This is a genomic window from Streptomyces maremycinicus, assembly GCF_001184025.1.
Classification (GTDB): domain Bacteria; phylum Actinomycetota; class Actinomycetes; order Streptomycetales; family Streptomycetaceae; genus Streptomyces; species Streptomyces maremycinicus.
Genome location: NZ_BBYG01000012.1, coordinates 288,538 through 309,253, shown reverse-complemented (window position 1 = coordinate 309,253; position 20,716 = coordinate 288,538). Strand labels below are relative to the sequence as shown.

The 20,716-nt window shown below is 72.8% G+C and carries 19 protein-coding genes and 1 tRNA gene; 8 read left to right on the top strand and 12 right to left on the bottom strand.

Going from position 1 to position 20,716, the window contains the following annotated elements:
• Positions 1–4: 4 nt before the first annotated feature.
• Genes AOQ37_RS14480 through pdhA form a run of 3 tightly spaced genes read right to left on the bottom strand, consistent with a single transcriptional unit; the run spans position 5 to position 3,479 of the window.
• Complete coding sequence (locus tag AOQ37_RS14480) at positions 5–1,333, bottom strand: dihydrolipoamide acetyltransferase family protein (RefSeq protein ID WP_062644901.1); 1,329 nt, start codon at positions 1,331–1,333, stop codon at positions 5–7.
• Positions 1,333–2,337 (bottom strand): alpha-ketoacid dehydrogenase subunit beta, encoded by a 1,005-nt coding sequence (locus AOQ37_RS14475; protein ID WP_062644900.1) that lies wholly within the window; start codon positions 2,335–2,337, stop codon positions 1,333–1,335. Before AOQ37_RS14475 ends, AOQ37_RS14480 begins: the two co-directional genes overlap by 1 nt.
• The gene (pdhA, locus tag AOQ37_RS14470) at positions 2,334–3,479 is read right to left on the bottom strand and encodes a pyruvate dehydrogenase (acetyl-transferring) E1 component subunit alpha (RefSeq protein WP_062644899.1); all 1,146 of its coding nucleotides are present in this window, start codon (positions 3,477–3,479) and stop codon (positions 2,334–2,336) included. The genes AOQ37_RS14475 and pdhA overlap by 4 nt, the downstream gene beginning before the upstream one ends.
• 268 nt (positions 3,480–3,747) lie before the next feature.
• On the opposite strand from pdhA, the gene AOQ37_RS14465 reads away from it, so the two are divergent.
• A complete protein-coding gene (locus AOQ37_RS14465; RefSeq protein WP_062645130.1) occupies positions 3,748–4,230 on the top strand; it encodes an Lrp/AsnC family transcriptional regulator in 483 nt (160 codons plus the stop codon).
• Positions 4,231–4,233: 3 nt separating this feature from the next.
• Here the strand turns inward: AOQ37_RS14465 and AOQ37_RS14460 are convergent, their stop codons facing one another.
• Positions 4,234–4,824 carry a TetR/AcrR family transcriptional regulator gene (locus AOQ37_RS14460; protein ID WP_062644898.1) on the bottom strand — a complete coding sequence of 197 codons (591 nt, stop codon included), beginning with the start codon at positions 4,822–4,824 and terminating at the stop codon, positions 4,234–4,236.
• Positions 4,821–6,335, bottom strand: coding sequence for a 3-hydroxyacyl-CoA dehydrogenase (locus tag AOQ37_RS14455; RefSeq protein ID WP_062644897.1), 1,515 nt, complete (start codon positions 6,333–6,335; stop codon positions 4,821–4,823). The genes AOQ37_RS14460 and AOQ37_RS14455 overlap by 4 nt, the downstream gene beginning before the upstream one ends.
• A 159-nt stretch (positions 6,336–6,494) precedes the next feature.
• Here AOQ37_RS14455 and paaN point away from each other — a divergent pair, with 159 nt between their 5' ends.
• Entirely contained in the window at positions 6,495–8,204 is a 1,710-nt protein-coding gene (paaN, locus tag AOQ37_RS14450) for a phenylacetic acid degradation protein PaaN (RefSeq protein ID WP_062644896.1), read from the top strand.
• Positions 8,205–8,216: 12 nt separating this feature from the next.
• On the opposite strand, the gene AOQ37_RS14445 is transcribed toward paaN, so the two are convergent.
• Genes AOQ37_RS14445 through AOQ37_RS14435 form a run of 3 tightly spaced genes read right to left on the bottom strand, consistent with a single transcriptional unit; the run spans position 8,217 to position 11,268 of the window.
• Positions 8,217–8,993 carry a TrmH family RNA methyltransferase gene (locus tag AOQ37_RS14445; protein WP_062644895.1) on the bottom strand — a complete coding sequence of 259 codons (777 nt, stop codon included), beginning with the start codon at positions 8,991–8,993 and terminating at the stop codon, positions 8,217–8,219.
• A complete protein-coding gene (locus AOQ37_RS14440) occupies positions 8,990–10,201 on the bottom strand; it encodes an HTTM domain-containing protein (protein ID WP_062645129.1) in 1,212 nt (403 codons plus the stop codon). The genes AOQ37_RS14445 and AOQ37_RS14440 overlap by 4 nt, the downstream gene beginning before the upstream one ends.
• Complete coding sequence (locus tag AOQ37_RS14435) at positions 10,198–11,268, bottom strand: DUF5819 family protein (protein ID WP_062644894.1); 1,071 nt, start codon at positions 11,266–11,268, stop codon at positions 10,198–10,200. The genes AOQ37_RS14440 and AOQ37_RS14435 overlap by 4 nt, the downstream gene beginning before the upstream one ends.
• Positions 11,269–11,553: 285 nt before the next feature.
• Here AOQ37_RS14435 and paaA point away from each other — a divergent pair, with 285 nt between their 5' ends.
• The 6 genes from paaA (at position 11,554) to AOQ37_RS14405 (ending at position 16,719) form a co-directional block, all read left to right on the top strand.
• A complete protein-coding gene (gene paaA, locus AOQ37_RS14430; RefSeq protein ID WP_062644893.1) occupies positions 11,554–12,567 on the top strand; it encodes a 1,2-phenylacetyl-CoA epoxidase subunit PaaA in 1,014 nt (337 codons plus the stop codon).
• The gene (paaB, locus tag AOQ37_RS14425) at positions 12,564–12,851 is read left to right on the top strand and encodes a 1,2-phenylacetyl-CoA epoxidase subunit PaaB (RefSeq protein ID WP_020130608.1); all 288 of its coding nucleotides are present in this window, start codon (positions 12,564–12,566) and stop codon (positions 12,849–12,851) included. The genes paaA and paaB overlap by 4 nt, the downstream gene beginning before the upstream one ends.
• Positions 12,848–13,570, top strand: a complete 723-nt coding sequence (gene paaC, locus AOQ37_RS14420; RefSeq protein ID WP_062644892.1) for a 1,2-phenylacetyl-CoA epoxidase subunit PaaC — start codon at positions 12,848–12,850, stop codon at positions 13,568–13,570. The genes paaB and paaC overlap by 4 nt, the downstream gene beginning before the upstream one ends.
• Positions 13,564–14,118: a 1,2-phenylacetyl-CoA epoxidase subunit PaaD gene (gene paaD / locus AOQ37_RS14415; protein WP_062644891.1), complete on the top strand. Its 555-nt coding sequence runs from the start codon at positions 13,564–13,566 to the stop codon at positions 14,116–14,118. Before paaC ends, paaD begins: the two co-directional genes overlap by 7 nt.
• Positions 14,118–15,179, top strand: coding sequence for a 2Fe-2S iron-sulfur cluster-binding protein (locus tag AOQ37_RS14410; RefSeq protein ID WP_062644890.1), 1,062 nt, complete (start codon positions 14,118–14,120; stop codon positions 15,177–15,179). The genes paaD and AOQ37_RS14410 overlap by 1 nt, the downstream gene beginning before the upstream one ends.
• Positions 15,180–15,513: 334 nt before the next feature.
• Positions 15,514–16,719: an acyl-CoA dehydrogenase family protein gene (locus AOQ37_RS14405; RefSeq protein WP_062644889.1), complete on the top strand. Its 1,206-nt coding sequence runs from the start codon at positions 15,514–15,516 to the stop codon at positions 16,717–16,719.
• A gap of 133 nt (positions 16,720–16,852) precedes the next feature.
• Here AOQ37_RS14405 and AOQ37_RS14400 read toward each other — a convergent pair whose 3' ends face one another.
• The 4 genes from AOQ37_RS14400 to AOQ37_RS14385 form a co-directional block, all read right to left on the bottom strand.
• Positions 16,853–17,182: a rhodanese-like domain-containing protein gene (locus tag AOQ37_RS14400; protein ID WP_062644888.1), complete on the bottom strand. Its 330-nt coding sequence runs from the start codon at positions 17,180–17,182 to the stop codon at positions 16,853–16,855.
• A 61-nt stretch (positions 17,183–17,243) separates the two neighbouring features.
• Entirely contained in the window at positions 17,244–18,044 is an 801-nt protein-coding gene (locus AOQ37_RS14395; protein WP_062644887.1) for a J domain-containing protein, read from the bottom strand.
• Positions 18,045–18,287: 243 nt separating this feature from the next.
• On the bottom strand, positions 18,288–19,772 hold the full coding sequence (locus AOQ37_RS14390) for a DUF2252 domain-containing protein (protein ID WP_062644886.1): 1,485 nt from the start codon (positions 19,770–19,772) through the stop codon (positions 18,288–18,290).
• A gap of 587 nt (positions 19,773–20,359) precedes the next feature.
• Positions 20,360–20,443 (bottom strand) — tRNA-Leu (locus AOQ37_RS14385).
• Between the last annotated feature and the right edge of the window lie 273 nt (positions 20,444–20,716).

Below are 20,716 nucleotides of genomic sequence, written 5' to 3'. Positions count from 1 at the left end.
GCAATCACAGCGTGCGCAACAGCACCGCCGGCTGCTCCACGCAGTCCGCCACGTAGCGCAGGAAGCCGCCCGCCGTTCCGCCGTCGCACACCCGGTGGTCGAAGGTCAGCGAGAGCTGGACGACCTGGCGCACCGCGAGCTCACCGTCGTGCACCCACGGCTTGGGGACGATGCGGCCGACCCCGAGCATGGCCGCCTCGGGGTGGTTGATGATCGGCGTGGAGCCGTCGACGCCGAACACCCCGTAGTTGTTCAGGGTGAAGGTGCCGCCGGTCAGGTCGGCGGGCGTGAGCCGGCCGTCCCGGGCCACCTCGGTGAGCCGGGCGAACTCCGCGGTGAGTCCCTCGGCGTCCCGGGCGTGCGCGTCGCGGACGACGGGCACGACGAGTCCCCGCTCGGTCTGCGCGGCGAAGCCGAGGTGGACGTGGTCGAACTGGACGACCTCCCGGGCCGACGGGTCGACGGTGGAGTTGAGCTCCGGGAAGCGGGCCAGCGCCGCGGTGCAGATACGGGCGAGCAGCGCGATGAGGGCGATCTTCGATCCGCCGGACGCGTTCATCGCCGCCCGGGCCCGCATCAGTTCCGTCGCGTCGGCGTCCACCCAGCAGGTGGCGTCGGGGATCTCGCGTCGGCTGCGGGAGAGCTTGTCGGCGACGGCGCCGCGGACGCCCTTCAGCGGGACGCGGCGGCTGCCGACGGGAGCCGTGGACAGGGGCGACGGCGCTGTCGCCCGGTCCTCGGGGACGGCCGCGCGCAGCGCCTTCTCCACGTCCGCCCGCAGGATGAGCCCCTCGGGCCCGGAGCCCGTCAGCTCCCGCAGGTCCAGGTTGTTCTCCCGGGCGAGTCTGCGCACCAACGGGGAGATCACCGGTACGGGGCCGTCGGACGCCGCGGCCGGAAGGCCCGGAGCCTCCGGAACAGCCGGAGCCGCCGGTGCCGCCGTGACGGTCACGGTGGCGGCGGGTGCCGGTCGCGCCGACCGGACCCGGCGCCTGCGCGCGGGTGCCTCCGAGGTGCCGTAGCCGACGAGCACGTTGCCCGACCCCTCGGCGCTCTTGGCCGGAACGTCCGGGACGCCGGTGGCCGGCGCGCCGACCGCCACGGTGATCAGCGGGGCGCCGACGGGCAGTTCGGTGCCCTCCTCGCCGAAGCGGGCGGTGACCACACCGCCGTAGGGGCAGGGCACCTCGACCATCGCCTTGGCCGTCTCGACCTCGACGACCGGCTGGTCGACGGCGACCACATCGCCGACCTGGACCAGCCAGCGCACGATCTCCGCCTCGGTGAGCCCCTCGCCGAGGTCGGGGAGCTTGAACTCCAGGACCTGTGCCATCAGTTCTCGGCCTCCCATTGCAGCCGCGCCACGGCGTCCAGGATGCGGTCGACGCCGGGCAGGTGGTGGCGCTCCAGCATCGGCGGCGGGTACGGGAGGTCGAACCCGGCGACGCGCAGCACCGGCGCCTCCAGGTGGTGGAAGCAGCGCTCCGTGACCCGGGCCGCGATCTCCCCGCCCGGGCCGCCGAAGGAGCCCGACTCGTGCACGACGACCGCGCGGCCGGTCCGCCGTACCGAGGCGCAGACCGTCTCGTCGTCGAAGGGCACCAGGGACCGCAGGTCGACGACCTCGAGGTCCCAGCCCTCCGCGCGCGCCGCCTCGGCGGCTTCGAGGCAGACCGGCACCGACGGTCCGTAGGTGATCAGTGTGGCGCTGCGGCCGGGGCGCCGCACCACCGCGCGGCCGATCGGGTCGACGGGCTGCGGGTCGTCCGGGTTCCAGGCGTCCTTGGACCAGTACAGACGCTTGGGTTCGAGGACGACGACCGGATCGTCGGAGGCGATGGCGGCGCGCAGCAGGCCATAGGCGTCGGCGACCGTGGCGGGCGTGACGACATGGAGGCCCGGGGTCGCCATGTAGTACGCCTCGGAGGAGTCGCTGTGGTGCTCGACGCCGCCGATGCCGCCGCCGTAGGGCACGCGGACGGTGATCGGCAGCGGCATACGGCCGCGGGTGCGGTTGCGCATTCGGGCGACATGGCTGATGAGCTGCTCGAACGCCGGGTAGGCGAAGGCGTCGAACTGCATCTCCACGACCGGCCGCAACCCGTACATCGCCATGCCGACGGCCGTGCCGAGGATGCCCGCCTCGGCGAGCGGGGTGTCCGTGCAGCGGTCCTCGCCGAACTCGGCGGCAAGGCCGTCGGTGACCCGGAAGACACCGCCGAGGGTGCCCACGTCCTCGCCCAGGACGTGCACGGACGGATCGGCGGCCATCGCGTCCCGGAGGGCGCGGGTGAGGGCCTGCGCCATGGTGGCGGGCTTGAGGGCGACGGTGGTCATCGGTGCGTACCCTCCCGGTCGGCGTGCTCGGCCTCGAGCTCCGCCCGCAGCAGGGCCTGCTGCTCACGCAGTTGGGGGGTGGGCTCGGCGTACACGTGGGCGAACAGGTCCATGGGGTCGAGGACGGCGTCCTGGTTCATGCGGGCGCGCAGATCGGCGGCCATCGTCTCGGCGGCGTCCCGCGCGGACTGCTTCGTGTCCTCGTCGAGCAGCCCGCGCGCGGTGAGTTCGCGCTCCAGGAGCTGGATCGGGTCGTGTTCGCGCCAGGTCTCGACCTCGGCGTCCCCGCGGTAGCGGGTGGCGTCGTCGGCGTTGGTGTGGGCCTCGATGCGGTAGGTGACCGCCTCCACGAGGGTGGGGCCGCCGCCCTCGCGCGCGCGCCGTACGGCGTCGGTGAGCACCTCGTGCACGGCGGCCGCGTCGTTGCCGTCGACCAGGCGGCCCGGCATGCCGTAGCCGACGGCCTTGTGGGCCAGCGACGGGGCGGCGGTCTGCTTGGCGAGCGGTACGGAGATCGCGAAGCCGTTGTTCTGCACGAGGAAGACGACCGGGGCCTGCCAGACGGCGGCGAAGTTCAGCGCCTCGTGGAAGTCGCCCTCGCTGGTGCCGCCGTCGCCGACCATGGCGAGCGCGACCACGTCGTCGCCCTTGAGGCGGGCGGCGTGCGCGAGGCCCACGGCGTGCGGGAGCTGGGTGGCGAGCGGGGTGGACAGGGGCGCCACACGGTGCTCGTAGGGGTCGTAGCCGGTGTGCCAGTCGCCGCGCAGCAGGGTGAGGGCCTCGACGGGGTCCACACCGCGCGCGACGACGGCGAGGGTGTCGCGGTAGCTGGGGAAGAGCCAGTCCCGCTCCTGGAGGGCCAGCGCGGCGGCGACCTCGCAGGCCTCCTGGCCGGTGCTGGAGGGGTAGACGGCGAGTCTGCCCTGCTTGGTGAGGGCGGTGGCCTGCACGTTGTAGCGGCGGCCGCGCACCAGCTGGGCGTACAGCCGGCGCAGCAGCTCCGGGTCGGCCTGCGCGGCGGCGTCGGTGCCGAGCACGCGGTAGGGCTCCGTGTCGGGCAGCAGCGGCGCGGGGTCGGTACGGGGCTTCCAGGCCGGCGGCGGGGTCGGCCGGTACGCGCCCCGTTGCTCCATGACCGTCATGACGGCACCTCCTCGTGGGAGTGGCTACGGGAGGCGCGCCGGTTGTGATGCGCCTCACCTACCGATTGTTCGGTCGTCGGCACATTTTGGCTACAGGGCCCCTCAGGCTGTGGACAAACGGTTCTCCACAACCTGAGATGGGTGCAGTACGTCCATGGCAGGGAGGCAGGGGGACATGGCACCTGAACAAATGGCCGACGGGCCGGAGACCGGCACCGTGCCGCCTCCGGCCGGCCCGGCGACACCGGCCGGCGCCCCGTCGCCGGGCATCGCCGCCGCTCCGGCCGGTGCCACGCTGCCGCCGCCGCGGCCGCTCGACGCCATCGACCAGGACATCCTCCAGATGCTCCAGGCGGACGGCCGCGCCTCGATACGGTCGGTCGCCGAGCGGGTCCATGTCTCACGCGCCAACGCCTACGCGCGGATCAACCGGCTCATCGAGGACGGCGTCATCCGCGGCTTCGGCGCCCGGGTGGACCACGAGCGCGCCGGGCAGGGCACCAGCGCCTACATCACGCTGAAGATCGTGCAGAACTCCTGGCGGACGGTGCGCGAGCAGCTCAGACTGCTGCCCGGCGCCTCGCACATCGCCCTGGTGGGCGGCGATTTCGACGTCCTGCTGCTGGTGCACACGCCGGACAACAGGGCGCTGCGCGAGGTGGTGCTCACCCGGCTCCAGGCGATCCCGGAGGTGCTCAGCACGCGCACGCTGCTGGTGTTCGAGGAGGAGGACCTGGAGCCGCAGGGCTGAAGCCTACGGGGCCGTGCGCAGCCCTTCGAAGACCAGCCGTACGACCGCGTCGGCGACCTCGCTCTCGACCATCCCCCGGCCGCCCGGCCGGTACCACTCGACGATCGAGTTGATCATCCCGAAGACCAGCCGGGTCGCGAGCCGGAACTCCATGTCCGCGCGTATGTCCCCGTCGGCGGCGGCCGCCCGGAGCAGTTCGGCGACCCGGTGGTCGAAGTCGCGTCGCCGCTCCAGGGCCCACCGCTCGGTGTCGGTGTTGCCCCGCACGCGCAGCAGCAGGGTCACGTACGGCAGTTCGCCGATGAGCACCTCGACCATGCGCCGCACGACGTACTCCAGGCGCTCCGAGGCGTGCCCCACGCGCGCGTGCTCCTCCTCGAGGATCCCGAAGAGGCCGTCGAGGGCCCGGCTGACGGCCCGCCGCAGCAGTTCCTCCTTGCCGGCGACATGGTGGTAGATCGACGACTTGGAGATGCCGGCCGCCTTGGAGAGGTGCTCCATGGAGGTGCCGTCGTAGCCGCGCTCGTTGAAGACCTGGACGGCGACGGAGAGCAGCGTCTCCGGGGTGTACGTGTCGCGCTTGGCGGTGGTCACGAGGCGCCCTCCCGCTTCTCGGTGGCGTAGGAGTGCCGGTACAGCGCGAGGGACGGCGCGTAGCGGCCGGAGGGGTCGCGCTCGTGCAGGTCGTCGAGGAGGGAGCAGGCCCAGGTGCGGCCCAGCCTGCGGCTCCACTCGAAGGGGCCGAGGGGGTAGTTCACGCCCAGGCGCATCGCGGTGTCGATGTCCTCCTCGGTGGCGACGCCCTTGGCCACGGCGTCGTGCGCGAGGTCGACGATCCGCGCGACGGTACGGGCGACGATCATGCCCGGGACGTCGCCGATGACGCTGACGTCCTTGCCGAGCGCCTGGAACAGGCCGATCGCCTCGGACATCGTCTGCGTGGAGGTGTCCTGGGAGGCGGACAGGGCGATGCGGGTGGCCTTGCGGTAGTCCAGGGCGAGGTCGAAGTAGACGACGTCCCGGAACTCCACGGAGGTCTGGCCGTCGGCGAGGGCGAGCTGGCCGTCACCGGGCAGCACCAGGCGGGTGCCGTGGTCCTCCTCCTCCTCGCGGACCTGGATGCCCGCCTCGCGGATCAGCGCGAGCAGTTCGGAGGCGGGGCCCAGATTGCCCTCGGCGACGACGTACGCGGGCGGCTGGGCCTTCTCCGCGGTGTGCGGTTCGGCGGCCCCGGCCTTGTCCGCGTAGTCGTACCAGCCCTGGCCGGTCTTGCGGCCGAGGCGGCCCGACTCGACCAGGCGCCGCTGGGCGAGCGAGGGCGTGAAACGCACGTCCTGGAAGAAGGACCGCCACACGGAGTGCGTGACCGACTCGTTGACGTCCTGTCCGATCAGGTCGGTCAGCTCGAAGGCGCCCATCTTGAAGCCGCCCGACTCGCGCAGGATCGCGTCGATGGTGGCCGGGTCGGCGCCCTGGGCCTCGTAGACGGCGAACGCCTCGGCGTAGAAGGGCCGCGCGATGCGGTTGACGATGAAGCCGGGGGTGTCGGCGCAGGCGACCGGCGTCTTGCCCCAGGAGCGGGCGGTCTCGTACGCGCGCGTGGCCGACGTGACGTCGGTGGCGTACCCGGAGACGACCTCCACCAGCGGCATCAGCGGCGCGGGATTGAAGAAGTGCAGACCCACCAGGCGGCCCGGGTTGCGCAGGGCGCCCCCGACGGCCGTCACGGACAGGGACGAGGTGTTGGTGGCGAGCAGACAGTCCTCGCCGACGACGTCCTCCAGTTGCCGGAACAGGTCCTGCTTGGCCTCCAGGAGCTCCACGACGGCCTCGACGACCAGGGAGCAGTCGGCGAGGTCGGCGAGGCTCTCCGCGGGCCGCAGACGGGCGCGTGCCTCGTCCCGGTCGCCGGTGGAGAGGCGGTCCTTCTCGACGAGCCGGTCCAGGCGGGCACCGATCGCATCGGCCGCCTCGCGGGCACGGCCGGGCACGGCGTCGTACAGCCGCACGGGGTGACCGGCGACGAGCGCGACCTGGGCGATGCCCTGGCCCATGGTGCCGGTGCCGACGACGGCCACGGGGCTGCTGAGGTCGAGTGCTGTCATGTGCGCGATCCTCCCGCACGGGGTTTTCCACAGATGCGGCAGGCCCCCTTGTCCCGACCGATCGTTCGGTTACTCTAGCCCTGACTGGCTGTTCCTGCCCAGGTTTCCGCCAGGTCATGAGCTCGACGGAGAGTTCTCAAGACGAGGAGTTGGTCCCGCATGGCCGCCGCCGAACCGACCGCGCACGCTCTGATCGCCCAGCACCGGCCCACCCTCGACCAGGCCCTGGAAGCGATCCGTACCCGCGCCTACTGGTCCCCGCACCCGGAACACCCCAAGGCCTACGGGGAGAACGGCAGCCTGGACGCCGCGGCCGGCAAGGCCGCCTTCGACGCCGTGCTGCACACCCGCCTCGACCTCGGCCAGCCCGGCACCGACGACTGGGTGGGCGGCGAGATCTCGCCGTACGGCGTCGAGCTGGGCGTGACCTACCCGCACGCGGACGTGGACACGCTGCTGCCCGCCATGCGGGCCGGACAGGGCGCCTGGCGGGACGCGGGCGCGGAACTGCGCGCGGTGGTCTGCCTGGAGATCCTCAAGCGGATCAGCGACCGGACGCACGAGTTCGCCCACGCGGTCATGCACACCTCCGGCCAGGCCTTCATGATGGCGTTCCAGGCGGGCGGCCCGCACGCGCAGGACCGCGGCCTGGAGGCGGTGGCGTACGCCTACGCGGAGCAGGTTCGTACGCCCGACGCGGCGGAGTGGAGCAAGCCCCAGGGCAAGCGCGACCCGCTCGCGCTGACCAAGCGCTTCACGCCTGTCCCGCGCGGGATCGCCCTGCTCATCGGGTGCAACACCTTCCCGACGTGGAACGGCTACCCGGGCCTGTTCGCCTCCCTGGCCACCGGCAACGCGGTCCTGGTCAAGCCCCACCCGCGCGCGGTGCTGCCGCTCGCGCTGACCGTCGGCGTGGCCCGCGAGGTGCTCACCGAGGCCGGCTTCGACCCGAACCTGGTCGCGCTGGCCGCCGAGCGCCCCGGTGAGGGCATCGCCAAGACCCTGGCCACCCGGCCCGAGATCCGGATCATCGACTACACCGGCTCGACCGCCTTCGGCGACTGGCTGGAGGCCAACGCCCGCCAGGCGCAGGTCTACACCGAGAAGGCCGGCGTCAACACCGTGATCGTGGAGTCCACGGCGAACTACAAGGGCATGCTCGCCAACCTGGCGTTCTCGCTCTCCCTGTACAGCGGCCAGATGTGCACGACCCCGCAGAACCTGCTGATCCCGCGCGACGGCATCCGCACCGACGACGGCACGAAGACCTTCGACGAGGTCGTCGCCGACCTCGCCCGCGCGGTCGACGGTCTCCTCGGCGACGACGCCCGCGCGAACGCGCTGCTCGGCGCGATCGTCAACCCGGACGTCAAGGCGCGCCTGGAGGCCGCCGCGGGCCTCGGCGAGGTCGCCCTCGCCTCCCGCGAGGTGAGCAACCCGGAGTTCCCCGACGCGGTCGTGCGCACCCCGGTGCTCGTCAAGCTCGACGGGGCCCGGAAGTACTGGGACGGCGCGGACGACGAGGCCGCCTACATGGGCGAGTGCTTCGGCCCGGTCTCCTTCGCCGTCGCCGTCGACTCCGCGGCCGACGCGGTCGCCCTGCTGCGGCGCACGGTGCGCGACAAGGGCGCGATGACGGTCGGCGCGTACACCACCGACGAGGAGGTGGAGCGGGCGATCGAGGAGGTCTGCCTGGAGGAGGCCGCCCAGCTGTCCCTCAACCTCACCGGCGGGGTCTACGTCAACCAGACGGCCGCGTTCTCCGACTTCCACGGCTCGGGCGGCAACCCGGCGGCCAACGCGGCCCTCACCGACGGCGCGTTCGTCGCGAACCGCTTCCGGGTGGTCGAGGTCCGCCGGGACGCCTAGGCGTCCGGACGCTCAAGGGACGTGCGGCGCGCCCCCGGTGGCGCTCCAGTGGTACAGCGTCATGGCCACACTGGTCGCGAGGTTGTAGCTGGAGACCTGGGGGCGCATCGGCAGGGCGAGAAGGTGGTCGGCACGCGCGCGCAGTTCGGCGGAGAGCCCGCTGCGCTCCGAGCCGAAGGCCAGGAGGGCGTCGTCCGGCAGCTCGACGCCCCGGAGGTCGTCCCCCTCCGGGTCGAGGGCGAACACCGGTCCGGCGGGCAGCTCGTCGACGGTCAGCCGCTCCACGGCGGTCGCGAAGTGCAGCCCCGCCCCGCCGCGCACCACGGTCGGGTGCCAGGGATCGAGCGTGCCGGTGGTGACCACCCCGGTGGCCCCGAAACCTGCGGCCAGCCGGATCACCGCGCCCGCGTTGCCGAGGTTGCGCGGGTTGTCCAGGACCACGACAGGCGTGCCGCGCGGCGCGTGCCCCAGCCGCTCCAGAGCGGCCTCGCGGGAGGGCCGTACCGCGAGGGCCGCGACCGCGGTGGGATGCGGGCGCGCCACCAGCGAGGTGTACGTCGCCTCCGGGACCTCCGTCAGCAGGGCGTCCAGCGCGTCGCGGACGTCCGGGGCCAGTTCGCCGGCGAGGGCGAGCGTCGCCCGCCGGTCGGCGGTGACCGCCACCGGGATCTCGGCTCCGAAGCGCACGGCGTGCTTGAGGGCGTGGAAACCGTCGAGCAGGACGGACGCGTCGGCGAGCCGGCGCCACCGGTCGAGCGGACCGGAACCGGCGGTCACGGGGTCGGTCATGCCGTGAAGCCTACGTGGGTGGGCTCGGGGTTCTCCTGGGCCCGCGGCTCCGGGACCGCCGTACGGCCGACACGGGGGAGCAGCTGTCCCCGCGCGCGCGTGGCCCATCCGCCCACCCGGTGCAGGAAGGGCGTCGGCAGGAAGACGGCGTCCGTCGCGATCATCGCCAGCGAGAAGAACGGCAGGCCGAGCACCACGGCGATCACCGCGTGCTCCGTCATCATCAGGGCCAGCAGAACGTTCTTCAGCCGCCGGTTGGCGAGCGTGAACGGGAAGGCGACCTGCACGATGACGGTCCCGTAGGTGGCCAGCAGGACCATCGTGCCGCTGCCGGCCAGCAGATCGGCGAGCCCGGGCCACGGCGAGAAGTAGTCCAGGTGCAGGGGGTAGTACGCGGCGGTGCCGTCCTGCCAGCGCGACCCCTGGATCTTGTACCAGCCGGCGGTCGCGTAGATCAGACAGGCCTCGGCCATGATCACGACCAGGGCGCCGTTGTGCAGGATGTTCGCCATCACGTCGAGCAGGATCCGCGGCTCGCCCGGCTTCGTACGGCGGCCGACGGCCCACCACAGGCCCAGCACGGCCCACACCGCCCACAGGAGCACAGGAATGGTCCAGGCGCTGTGGAAGCGGCCCGCCACGGTCACCGTGACCAGGACGAACCCGGCCGCGGCCCACAGGACGGGGCCCACCCGGTCGGCGACCCGTTCTCCCCGCGCGCGTGCCTCGTGCGCCCGCCGGTCCCGTCGGGCGTCCAGCGACCACACCCGGCCGCACCGCATGAACACGAGGTAGATCGACATCAGGTGCAGGACGTTGTCCCCGCCGTCCCCCATGAAGACGCTGCGGTTCTGGAGCGACAGCACACCGACCATGAACAGCACCGACATCGCGCGGGTGCGCCAGCCGACGAGCAGCAGCGCGGCCGAGAGCAGCGCGAGCAGGTACACCGCCTCGAACCAGCCCCGCCCGTCCGACCACATCAGCGCCGTGAACGCGCCGTTGGTGTCGATCAGCTGCCGGGCCAGCTCCCAGTCCCAGGGGCCGTCGGGGCCGTAGAGCTCCTGGCGGTGGGGGAACTCGCGCAGCAGGAACAACAGCCAGGTGGCGCTGAAGCCGATCCGGACCACGGCGCTCTGGTACGGCGCGAGCGCCGACCCGGTGACGCGGGCGATGGCGGCGGACACCGTCAGGGAGAACCGGTTCACCTCGTGCCTCCCTCGGTCGCGCCGGCCGGCACGGACCACCAGGACAGCTCGCGGTACACCGGGCTCATCGACACCTTCTCGGTGCTCCACTTCGGCGGGGTCACATTGGTGGTCTGCGAACGCACCTGGATCCGTTCGACGACACCGCCGTCACCGGCCACGCCGCCGCGCTCCAGACGAAGCACCACGATGCGGCGCAGGTACGTCTCGGAGAGGGCTCCGCGCAGGCCGACGGGGCGGTTCTCGTTGTCGTGCGTGGCGGTGAAGAAGTCCCAGGCTCGGCGCAGCTCGTTCTGCTGGGTGTGGCTCGGCAGCAGGTTGCCGTCGATGGCCCGGCCGTCCTGCGCCGACAGGTCGTACCAGCCGGTGGTCCGCGAGCCGCCGTCCTCGGTACGGACCTGGGCGCGGACCTGGACGGCGATGTTCTGCTGGAGCGGGTTCGGCGCGAACAGCTTCCAGTTCTGCTCGAACTCCGGGTATATCCAGTCGTCGACCGCCTTGCCGTGCGCCTTGGTGACGGTGTTCGACGGGGCGACGTGCAGGAACACCATCCCGACATGCACACAGACGGCCACCGCGACGACGGCCAGCGCCAGCGCGGCACCGACCTGATAGCGGGGAGAGAGGGCGGCCACACCGGTACGCGCCTCCGGCCGCCCGGGCCCCGACGCGAGACCGTCGGTGGTCGTGGCCTCGTCCGGGGCAGCGATGTCCGGTTCCACGGGCTCGGCCCGGGGAGCAGGCAGGGAGTCCGCGCCGTCGGCCCGGGGAGCGGGCACGGGATCCGCGGGCTCGACCCGGGACTCGGGCAGGGAGTCCGCGCCGTCGGCCCTGGAGGCAGGCACGGAGTCCGCGTCATCGGCCCGGGGAGCGGGCACGGAATCCGCGCCGTCGGCCCCGGACCCGGGTCCGGGGGCCGGGATGTCGGCCCGGGAGGCGACCTCGGGGGCCGGGAGTTCGGTTCGGGGGCGGGGTACGGCGTCCCGGGCGGGTGGCGAGTCCGCCTCCGCCTCCCTCGACGTGTTCGGCCCCTTGGGAGAGCCGGACCCTCCGTCGTGCACGTCCATTCCGCCCCGTTCCCCGATGCCGGTCGTCCTCGCGCTGCGTCGCGCAATCGCGAACGGTACTCAGCTTCACCCGTTCGGCGCAGCCCCCTCCCCGTCACACCCCGGCCGGGAGAAGGCCGGGGCAGGTTGTCCACAGGGGATGCCCGCAGGTTATCCACAGCGGTTGACACCTTACGACGGCCGTCCCACCATGGAATCGCACGGACCGAACGATCGGTCGGGAGAAGGCTCGGGCAGAGCCGAGGTCACGGCACCGAGCCGGGGCCCGAGGTCAAGGGGGACCGCATGGCGACAGCAGCCGCGCACCAGACGGCCCGCACACAGCCGCACACCGGGCAGTCCGGCGGCGCCGCCGACGACGAGGCGTTCGCGCGCGTCTTCGACGCCACCGTGGCCGCCGACGAACGCATCGAACCGCGCGACTGGATGCCCGACGCCTACCGCGCGACGCTGGTGCGCCAGATCGCCCAGCACGCCCACTCCGAGATCATCGGCATGCAGCCGGAGGCCAACTGGATCACCCGCGCGCCCTCCCTGCGCCGCAAGGCCATCCTGATGGCGAAGGTCCAGGACGAGGCGGGCCACGGCCTCTACCTGTACAGCGCGGCCGAGACGCTCGGCGCCAGCCGCGAGGAACTGCTCGACAAGCTCCACTCCGGCCGCCAGAAGTACTCCTCGATCTTCAACTACCCCACGCTGACCTGGGCGGACGTAGGCGCCATCGGCTGGCTGGTGGACGGCGCCGCGATCACCAACCAGGTCCCCCTGTGCCGCTGCTCCTACGGCCCGTACGCACGCGCGATGGTCCGGGTATGCAAGGAGGAGTCCTTCCACCAGCGCCAGGGGTACGAGCTGCTGCTGGCCCTCAGCCGGGGCACCCCCGAGCAGCACGCGATGGCACAGGACGCGGTGGACCGCTGGTGGTGGCCGTCCCTGATGATGTTCGGCCCGCCCGACGACGAGTCCGCGCACTCCGCGCAGTCGATGGCCTGGAAGATCAAGCGGCACTCGAACGACGAACTGCGCCGGCGCTTCGTCGACATCTGCGTCCCCCAGGCCGCCTCGCTCGGCCTGACGCTGCCCGACCCGGACCTGAAGTGGAACGAGGAGCGGGGGCACCACGACTTCGGAGCCATCGACTGGACCGAGTTCAAAGAGGTCCTCAAGGGCAACGGCCCGTGCAACGAACAGCGGATCACCCAACGCAGGCGCGCCCACGACGAGGGCGCGTGGGTACGAGAGGCGGCCGCGGCCTACGCGGCCAAACACAGCTCTGGGACGGAAGTGGAGCAGGCATGACGAACACCGACTGGCCCCTGTGGGAGGTCTTCGTGCGCTCCCGGCGCGGCCTCTCCCACACCCACGCCGGCAGCCTGCACGCCCCGGACGCCGAGTTCGCCCTGCGCAACGCGCGCGACCTGTACACCCGCCGAGGTGAGGGCGTCTCGATCTGGGTCGTGCCGTCCTCAGCGGTCACGGCCTCCTCGCCGGACGAGAAGGACCCGTTCTTCGAGCCGTCCGCCGACAAGCCCTACCGGCACCCGACGTTCTACGAGATCCCGGAGGGGGTGAAGCACCTGTGACCACGACGACGCACACCCGCACCGCCGCCCTCGCCCTCGGCGACGACGCCCTGGTGCTCTCCCACCGCCTGGGGGAGTGGATGGGCCACGCGCCCGTGCTGGAGGAGGAGGTCGCCCTCGGCAACATCGCCCTCGACCTGCTGGGCCAGGCCCGGATCCTGCTGTCGATGGCCGGCGACGAGGACGAACTGGCGTACCTGCGCGAGGAACGCGCCTTTCGCAACCTCCAGTTGGTCGAGCAGCCGAACGGCGACTTCGCCCACACCATCGTCCGCCAGCTGTACTTCTCCACCTACCAGCACCTGCTGTACGGGCGACTGGCGGCCACCGAGGGCCCGTTCGCGGGACTGGCGGCGAAGGCCGTCAAGGAGGTCGCCTACCACCGCGACCACGCCGAGCAGTGGACGCTGCGGCTCGGTGACGGCACCGAGGAGAGCCACGGGCGGACGCAGGTGGCCTGCACGGCTCTGTGGCGGTTCACCGGCGAGATGTTCCGCCCCGTGGACGGCCTCGGCCTCGATCCGGCGGAGCTGGAGCCTGCCTGGCTGGAATCGGTGCGCGGCGTGCTGAAGCGGGCCGGCCTGGCCGTGCCCGAAGGCCCGCGCACCGGAGCCTGGAGCGCCGGCGCGGGCCGCGAGGGCCTGCACACCGAGTCCTTCGGCCGGATGCTCGCCGAGATGCAGCACCTGCACCGCAGCCACCCGGGCGCGTCATGGTGACGCTCACCCCGCTCGAGGCGGAACTCCTCGAGATCGCCGGCTCGGTGCTCGACCCCGAACTGCCCGTGGTCACGCTCCGGGAACTCGGCGTCCTGCGCGCGGTGCACGTACGCGCCGCGGACGCCGTGGAGGTCGAGCTGACCCCCACCTACACCGGCTGCCCGGCCGTCGAGGCGATGTCCCTGGACATCGAACGGGCGCTGCACGCGCACGGGGTGCGGGAGGTCACCGTGCGCACGGTGCTGTCCCCCGCCTGGTCGACCGACGACATCTCCGCCGAAGGGCGCCGCAAACTCCGGGAGTTCGGCATCGCTCCGCCCCGCGTGCGGGCGGCGTCCGAACCGGTCGGCGTCACCCTGGGCCCCACCCGCACCCTCGCTCCCGAGCCCACGGCCGACCCGGGCGGCGCGGCCCTGGAGCCGATCCGCTGCCCGCACTGCGGCTCCACCGACACCGAGCTGCTCAGCCGCTTCTCCTCCACCGCCTGCAAGGCCCTGCGGCGCTGCCTCGACTGCCGTGAACCCTTCGACCACTTCAAGGAGTTGTGATGGCCCGCTTCCACCCGCTCCAGGTGGCCGCGGTGGACCACCTGACCGACGACTCCGTCACGCTCACCCTCACGGTCCCGGCCGCGCTGCGCGAGGAGTACCGGCACGCGCCCGGCCAGCATCTCGCCCTGCGCCGCGTGGTCGACGGGACCGAGGTCAGACGGACGTACTCGATCTGCTCGCCCGCGCCCGATCCCGGCGGTGAGGGGCCCCGCACGCTGCGGGTCGGCGTGCGGCTGGTCGAGGGCGGTGCCTTCTCCACGTACGCGCTGAAGGAGATCGCCGTCGGCGACGAGCTGGAGGTGATGACCCCGGCCGGCCGCTTCACCCTCGCCCCCGCGCCCGGCCTGTACGCGGCGATCGTCGGCGGCAGTGGGATCACGCCCGTCCTGTCGATCGTCTCGACGCTGCTGGCCCGTGAGCCCGCCGCCCGCTTCTGCCTGGTCCGCAGCGACCGGACGGCGGCCTCGACGATGTTCCTGGAAGAGGTCGCCGATCTCAAGGACAGGTACCCCGAGCGGTTCCAGCTGGTCACCGTGCTCTCCCGGGAGGAGCAGCAGGCCGGGCTGCCGTCCGGGCGGCTGGACCGGGAGCGGCTGACCGGGCTCCTGCCGTCACTGCTGCCGGTCACGGAGGTGGCGGCCTGGTTCCTGTGCGGGCCGTTCGGTCTCGTCCAGGGCGCGGAACAGGCACTGCGGGAGATCGGGGTCGCGCGCTCCCGGATCCACGAGGAGATCTTCCATGTGGAGGTCACTGCGCCCCTGGCACCAGTGGCGGCCCCCGCCCACAGCACCGTGACCGCCCGGCTCGACGGCCGGGGCGGCAGCTGGCCCGTGCGGGACGGGGAGTCGGTCCTGGAGACGGTGCTGCGCAACCGTCCGGACGCGCCCTACGCCTGCAAGGGCGGGGTGTGCGGGACCTGCCGGGCCTTCCTGGTCTCCGGCGAGGTGCGCATGGACCGCAACTTCGCGCTGGAACCCGAGGAGACGGACTCCGGGTACGTGCTGGCCTGCCAGTCGCATCCGCTGACGGAGGCGGTGGAGGTGGACTTCGACCGGTGAGGACCACCGGCTGAGAAGCGCGCGACGAACCCGGCACCACCATCGCGACCGACGGCGCCCCGCGCCGTCGGTCGGCAACCGCCGCCGTTGGGCAACCACCCGCGCCCCCGCGCCGCCTCCGGCAACCACCCGCGCCCCAGCGGCCCTGTCCGGTCGACGGCGCCCCCGCCCGACCGACGGCGCCTTCCTTCGACCGACGGCGCCTTCCTTCGACCGAAGGCGCCCTCCTCCGACCGACGGTCTCCTTCTCGGCGACCGTTCCCGTTCCCTTCTTCTAGAACCTGTTCTATCTTGACGCTCCGTCAGATCAGCTGACCCGTCGGGAGGACAGGCCGTGGACTTCACCTTCACCGAGGAGCAGCAGGCAGCGGCGGAGGCGGCGCGAGGAGTGTTCGCCGGGGTGGCCCCCGACAGCGTGCCGAGCCCCGCGCTCACCCGAGGCGCCGTGGCCGAAGGCCTCGACCGCGAGCTGTGGGCCAGGCTCGCCTCGGCGGACCTGCTGAGCCTGCTGCTGGCCGAGGAGTTCGGCGGGGCCGGCCTCGACGCGATCGCGCTCTGCCTGGTGCTGCGCGAGGCGTCGAAGGTACTCGCACGGGTCCCCCTGCTGGAGGGCAGCGCGGCCGCGGCCGCCCTCCAGGCCTACGGCGGACCCGAGTTGAAGGCGTCCCTGCTCGCTCGGGCCGGCCGGGGCGAGATCGTCCTCACCGTCGCCGCGAACGGCCGCTCCGGCCACGATCCGGCCGAACTCGCCGTGACCGCACGGCAGAACGCCACGGCCGACGGGACTGCCATGACCGGCACGGACGACGGAAGGGATGCGGGCGGTCCGGGGGAGCCCGAGGCAGGCGAGTGGGTGCTGGACGGGGTGCAGACGATGGTGCCGTGGGCGTACGACGCCGACTTCGTCCTCGTACCGGCACGCACCGGGGACGGCCGGAGCGTCCTCGCCGTCGTCGCGCGCGGACACGAAGGAGTCGCGCTCGCCGAGCAGATCTCCACCACCGGCGAGCGGCTCGGCGAACTGCGTCTCGAATCGGCGCGGATCGCCGGCCGGGACGTCATCACCGCCGACGGCGCCTGGGAGTGGCTGCGCGCCCTGCTGACCACGGGAACCTGCGCGCAGGCGCTCGGGCTGGGCGAGCGCGTACTGACGATGACCAGCGAGTACGCCGGGAAGCGGGAACAGTTCGGGCACCCCATCGCCACGTTCCAGGCCGTCGCCGTGCAGGCCGCCGACCGCTACATCGACCTGCGGGCGATGGAGGTCACGCTGTGGCAGGCCGCGTGGCGGATCGCCTCCGGGGCTCCGGGCGCGCTGCCGGCCGCCGGGGACGTCGCCGTGGCCAAGATCTGGGCCGCGGAAGGCGTCCGCCGGGTCGTGCAGACCGCACAGCACCTGCACGGAGGCTTCGGTGCCGACGTCGACTACCCACTGCACCGGTACCACGCCTGGGCCAAGCACCTGGAACTGTCGCTCGGCCCGGCCGCGGCGCACGAGGAAGCCCTGGGCGACCTGCTGGCCGCCCACCCCCTCGCCTGACACGGCCGACACCCACCCGCGCGGGGGCTGTTCCGACCGCCCCGCCGACGCAACCGCCGGCCCTCCGGCCCCCGGCCCCCGGCCCCCGGCAGGGCGAAGCCCGTCCGACCCGGCGACGTGCCGGGTCGTCGACCTACAGGACGACGCCCGGGTTGCCCTCGTCCGTGACGACCGGGCGGCCCGTGGCCGCCCAGAACTGCATACCGCCGTCGACGTTCACGGCGTCGATGCCCTGCTGGACCAGGTACATCGTGACCTGCGCCGAGCGACCGCCGGAACGGCAGATCACGTGGACCCGGCCGTCCTGCGGAGCCGCCTCGGTCAGCTCACCGTAGCGGCCGACGAATTCGCTGATGGGAATGTGCAGTGCCCCTTCGGCGTGACCCGCCTGCCACTCGTCGTCCTCGCGGACGTCCAGCAGGAAGTCGTCGTCCTTGAGGTCGCCGACCTCGACCGTGAACACACCAGCTCCGAAACTCATACGTCCGACGCTACCCGACCCGGCCCAGGACCCGATCGGTCCGCTACTGGCCCACCAGCTCGGCCAGCTCCGCCTCGCGGGCGGCGACGTCCGCGAGAAGCTTGTCGGCGATCTCGTCCAGCAGCCGGTCGGGGTCCTCCGGAGCCATGCGGAGCATCGAGCCGATCGCGCCGTCCTCCAGTTCCCGGGCGACCAGCGCGAGCATCTCCTTGCGCTGGGCGAGCCACTCGAGCCGGGCGTAGAGCTCCTCGCTCGGGCTCGGGCTGCGCTCCGCGGGCGCCGGACCGGCCGCCCACTCCTCGGCCAGCTCGCGCAGCAGCGCTTCCTCGCCACGGGCGTAGGCCGCGTTGACGCGGGTGATGAACTCCTCGCGCCGGGCCCGCTCGGCGTCCTCCTGAGCCAGGTCCGGATGCGCCTTGCGGGCCAGCTCGCGGTAGAGCTTGCGGGCCTCCTCGCTGGGCCGCACCCGCTGCGGGGGCCGGACCGGCTGGTCCGTGAGCATCGCCTCGGCCTCGGGGAACAGCCCTTCGCCGTCCATCCAGCCGTGGAACAGCTCCTCGACCCCGGGCATCGGCATCACCCGGGCCCGCGCCTCGGCGGCCTTGCGCGCGTCCTCGGGATCACCGGTACGGGCCGCCCTGGCCTCGGCGATCTGGGCGTCCAGTTCGTCGAGCCGGGCGTACATCGGGCCGAGTTTTTGATGGTGGAGCCGCGAGAAGTTCTCGACCTCGACGCGGAAGGTCTCCACCGCGATCTCGAACTCGATCAACGCCTGCTCGGCGGCCCGCACGGCCTGCTCCAGCCGTGCCTCGGGCCGGGGCTGCTCAGCTTCGGGGGTCGTCACCCGACCAGCCTAGGCCAACGCTCCCCCGAACCCACCCGGCCGCCGCCCCGCCCACCGTCCCGCAGGGCCTTCCTGGCCGGGCTCCCCCTGTGCCGCCCACCGCCCCGCAGAGGCTCCCTGCCGGGCTCCCCCGCCCCGGCCCCGGCGTCGGCGTCGGCGCCGCCCCGGCCGGGCTCCGGTCCCGCTCCCACCCCGCTTCGGCCGCGCTCCGGCTCCCCCGCTCCGGACGCCCCGTCCCGCGCCTCACACACCCGTCTCCGCCGGCACCCGTCCCGCCCGTACGGCGGCCACCAGGTCCGAGTGGTCCGCCTCGGTGCGGTCGGCGTAGGCGACGGCGAAGGCGGCGATCGCCTCGTCGAGTTCCTCGTTCTTGCCGCAGTAGCCGGCGATGAGACGGGGATCGGCGCTGTGGGAGTGGGCGCGGGCGAGCAGCGCGCCGGTCATCCGGCCGTAGTCGTCGACTTGGTCGGCGGCCAGCGCGGCCGGGTCGACGCTGCCCTTGCGGTTACGGAACTGCCGTACCTGGAAGGGGAGTCCGTTCACCGTGGTCCAGCCCAGCAGGATGTCGCTGACGACCTGCATGCGCTTCTGGCCGATGACCACCCGGCGACCCTCGTGCTCCGCCTTCGGCACCTCGAAGCCGGCGGTCAGCAGATGCGGGACCAGGGCCGAGGGGCGGGCTTCCTTCACCTGGAGGATCAGCGGCTCGCCCCGGTGGTCGAGCAGCAGCACCACGTACGACCGCGTCCCCACGCTGCCCGTACCGACGATGCGGAAGGCGACGTCGTGCACCGCGTGGCGGGCCAGCAGCGGGTGACGGTCCTCGGACAGGGTGGTCAGGTAGTGCTCCAGGGACGCGGCCACCGCGTGGGCCTCCGCGTCCGGGACGCGGCGCAGCACCGGCGGCGCGTCGACGAAGCGTCGGCCGCCGTCCGGCGTCGGCTCCGTCGACTTCGCCGCGAACCGTCCACTGGTGTTGGCGCGCGCCTTCTCCGCGACCCGCTCCAGGGTGCCGAGCAGGTCGTGCGCGTCGGTGTGGGAGACCAGTTCCTCGTCGGCGATGGCGTTCCACGCGTCCAGCACCGGCAGCTTCGCCAGGAGACGCATGGTGCGGCGGTAGGAGCCGGCCGCGCCGTGCGCGGCCCTGCGGCAGGCCTCCTCGTCCGCTCCGGACTCACGGCCCGCGAGCACCAGAGAGGTCGCCAGGCGCTTGAGGTCCCACTCCCAGGGGCCGTCGACGGTCTCGTCGAAGTCGTTCAGGTCGATGACCAGGCCGCCCCGCGCGTCGCCGTACAGACCGAAGTTCGCGGCATGGGCGTCGCCGCAGATCTGGGCACGGATGCCGGTCATGGCACTGCGGGCCAGGTCGTACCCCATGAGTCCGGCCGAGCCGCGCAGGAACGCGAAGGGCGTCGCCGCCATCCGGCCGACGCGGATCGGGGCCAGCTCCGGGATGCGGCCCCGGCTGGACTCCTCGACCGCCGCCACCGCGTCCGGCCGGGAGGGGTCCAGGTCGAACGCGGCATGTGCCGAACGCGGCACCCGGCCGCGCAGCGCCTTGCCCTCCGCCTTCGGCGACCAGGCGCCCGCTCCCGTGTCCGAGGCCGACCGGGGGGTCGACTCCGGGTCCGCGGTGGGCCGCACGGCGGGCCACTCGGCGAAGCCCCGCACGCGGGGAAGCCTGCGCGACCCACCCGTCTCCGTCCTCGCACCACCGGCCTCGGTCATCCTGGACCGCCTCCCCCGCACACGTACGTCCGTCGGCTCTCGACGAGCCGATCTTCAACCCGTGCCGACCGTACCGCCCGACAACGACACGGCGGCAGCCCCTGTGGACAACCTCCCGCCTGTGGAAAACCCCTCGCTCGGGCTCCTGGGACACCCGTGGGCACGCCCCCACCCTGGACAACGGCTCTCCGGCGGAGGATCCATGGCAACGACTCCGGGGCGGCTGGCATGTTTCACGTGAAACACACCCTCCGATCCCAAACACCCCCACACACCGCACCAGGGACGAACGGCGGCCGCAGAGGACCCGGCCACCCGCACCGGTTCGACGCCGGTCACCGGCCTGAGATGTTCCTCACACACGGTGAGCAACCGTGGCCCGAACTCGACCCGGGACCCGGATCGGACCCGTATCGGACTCGGCTCGGACCCGGATGAGACCCGGATGGGACTGGCCCGGGGCTCCGACCGGGACTCACCCGCGCCGGACAGCCCGCCTCTGATCACGCCAAAGCCCCCAGGTCACGCGAAAGCCCCAGGACATGCGATAGCCCCGCAGGTCTGAGACCTGCGGGGCTATCGGTTTGTGCGCGAGGGGGGAGTTGAACCCCCACGCCCTTGCGGGCACTGGAACCTGAATCCAGCGCGTCTGCCTATTCCGCCACCCGCGCATTGGGTGCGTCTTCGGGCTTCTGGGCTTTTCGGCCTGGCGCCTTCCGACACGCAGAACATTAGCACGCGGGCCAGGGTGCGTTCACATCCCTTCTGCGGGGGCAGGGAGCAGGTGGGAGGCCATCGGCGGCCCCCGTACGTCTCGGCGGTGACTGGTTCACGTATCAACCTCGTACCTAAGGCGGCCGTCTCCCCGGGAGCCGGACAAGGACCACAGTCAGGTGCGGGACACTGGTCCTCGGCCGCCTCTACGATCCTGGGCAGAAGCAGGT